The sequence below is a fragment of the Arthrobacter sp. SPT-J7 genome (assembly GCF_059089965.1).
Genome location: NZ_JBNHFF010000344.1, coordinates 1 through 2,449, shown reverse-complemented (window position 1 = coordinate 2,449; position 2,449 = coordinate 1). Strand labels below are relative to the sequence as shown.

Genomic DNA, 2,449 nt, shown 5'->3' with positions numbered 1-2,449 from the left:
TACGGGGAACCTTCCGCAGGCCGCAGCCGTTACTCTTAGAGTGCGGCTTTGGGGGGCTTAGCGCCCTTACTACAGCGTGACTGCGGAACGGTCATATGACGGAGAGAGAGAAATATGGCCCGCGCCCTTTTAGGCTTTAACCCATGATCCGGCTACGTCAGCTGGCCCAGGCGGCCTCAGTCCTCACCACTCCCTTGGCCCCGGAGGACATCCTCGCGTTGTTCAACCCGGTCTACTCGGCGCGGCAGCTTCGTGGTGTGGTCACCCGGGTAGTCCAGGAGACTGCACAGTCCGCCACGATTTTCTTCCGGCCCGGCCGCGGTTGGCACTCCCACCTGGCCGGCCAATGGGCGCGCATCGGCGTCGAACTCGATGGCGTCCGCCACTGGCGGTCCTACTCCCTGAGCGCCCCGGCCGGCAAGGACCCCGCCATCACTGTCACTGACGTCGGTGCGGTCTCCGGCACCCTTGTGCGCACCACGCGCCCGGGCGACGTCCTGTTCCTGGCACCTCCGCAGGGTGACTTCGTGCTCCCGGAGCACCCCCGGCCCCTTCTGATGGTGACCGCCGGCAGTGGCATCACTCCGGTGATGTCCATGATCCGCACGCTGGTTCCACGGCGTCCGGATGCCGACGTCGTCCTGGTCCACTCAGCGCGCACCCCCGGCGACAGCCTCTTCCGCGAGGAACTTGCCGAGCTCGCCGACCAGTTTCCCAATTTCCGCCTCGCACACTGGTTTACCGGCGAGCAAGGCCGAATGGACCTCACCAACACCAAGCAGCTGGACGAAATCTGCCCGGACTGGAAGGAACGCGCCGCCTATGCCTGCGGACCGGACAGCTTCCTGGACGACGCCGAGGCCCTGTGGAAGCGCGCAGCGCTGACCACGGCCGGCCCCGGCTCGGACGTTGCGGTGGCGGGTGGTGCCGGCAACCTCATGATCGAGCGCTTCAACACCACCTTCGAAGCCGGCGTCGGGCACGACGGCGGCCTGGTCACCTTCGAAGCTTCCGACCGCGAGGTGGAAGCCGACGGCGACACACCCATCCTGGACGTGGGCGAGGACGCCGGGGTGCTGATGCCCAGCGGTTGCCGCATGGGCATCTGCCACAGCTGCCTCACCCCGCTCCTGTCAGGGCAGGTCCGCGACCTTCGAACCGGGGAAGTCCATGGCGAACCCGGCCAACTGATCCAAACGTGTGTCTCGGCAGCCGCCGGACCCGTCAACCTCGAAATCTGAGGAGCACAACAGTATGACTGTAATTTCACCCAGCAAGGCCACATCCACCGGCGGCAGCTCCACCGAAGGGTCGAGGACGCGACCCGGAAAGCTGGCAGAATCCGGCAGCCCCACGGTCCGGCCTCCCGCTGCCGCCCACCTGACCGATGAGCAGGTGGCCGAGCTCGGACGCGAACTCGACGCGATCCGTGATGAGGTGCTGGCCAAGCGCGGCGCGGAAGACGCCGCGTACATCCGCCGGATGATCAAGATCCAGCGCGGCCTGGAGATCTCCGGCCGCGCCGCCCTGCTGGTCAGCAAGAACAAGGCCGCCTGGGTTACGGGCACCACCTTGCTGAGCCTGGCCAAGATCCTCGAAAACATGGAGCTGGGCCACAACATCCTGCACGGCCAGTGGGACTGGATGCGGGACCCGGACATCCACTCCACCACCTGGGAGTGGGACTTCGTCACCCCGTCGCGCTCGTGGCAGCACACCCACAACGACCTGCACCACCGCTGGACCAACGTGGTGGGCAAGGACAACGACGTCGGATACAACCTCCTGCGTATGGACGAGAACCAGCCGTGGAAGCCAATCAACCTGGCCAACCCGCTGTTCAATGCCATCCTGGCTCCCGTCTTCGAGTGGGGCATCGCCATCTACGACCTCGAGCTGACCGAGTACAAAGAAGGCACGAAGTCCAAGGAAGCGCTGCTCAAGGACCTCAAGGCACTGGGCAAGAAGGTTGTCACGCAGTTCACCAAGGACTACGCCGCAACCCCCGCCGTCGCGATGCTCACGGGCTCCGGCAAGCAGGCCCTCTACGGCACACTGGCTGCCAACGCGGTGCGTAACGTGTGGGCGCACGCCGTCATCTTCTGCGGCCACTTCCCCGAAGGCACTGACACCTTCACCGAGGAAATGGTGGAGGGCGAAACCCGCGGTGACTGGTACGTCCGCCAGATGATCGGGTCCGCCAACATCTCCGGTTCCAGGTTCATGCACCTGATGACCGGAAACCTGTCGCACCAGATCGAGCACCACCTTTTCCCGGACCTGCCGTCCAACCGGTACTCCGAAGTTGCACCGCGGGTCCGCGAGATCTGCCAGCGCTACGGCCTGAAATACACCACCGGTCCGCTGCTCAAGCAGGTCGGCTCCTCCTGGGCCAAGGTCTTCAAGCTGGCGCTTCCGGGCAAGGCTGCCAGCGCCTGATCCAAGCACC

General features: G+C 65.4%; 2 protein-coding genes. Both read left to right on the top strand.

The features are described 5' to 3' along the window. The first annotated feature begins 143 nt into the window (after positions 1–143). Positions 144–1,241, top strand: coding sequence for a ferredoxin reductase (locus AC5RWX_RS32425; protein ID WP_494100278.1), 1,098 nt, complete (start codon positions 144–146; stop codon positions 1,239–1,241). 13 nt (positions 1,242–1,254) lie between these two features. Then, positions 1,255–2,439 (top strand): fatty acid desaturase family protein, encoded by a 1,185-nt coding sequence (locus AC5RWX_RS32420; protein WP_494100277.1) that lies wholly within the window; start codon positions 1,255–1,257, stop codon positions 2,437–2,439. Positions 2,440–2,449 lie beyond the last annotated feature (10 nt).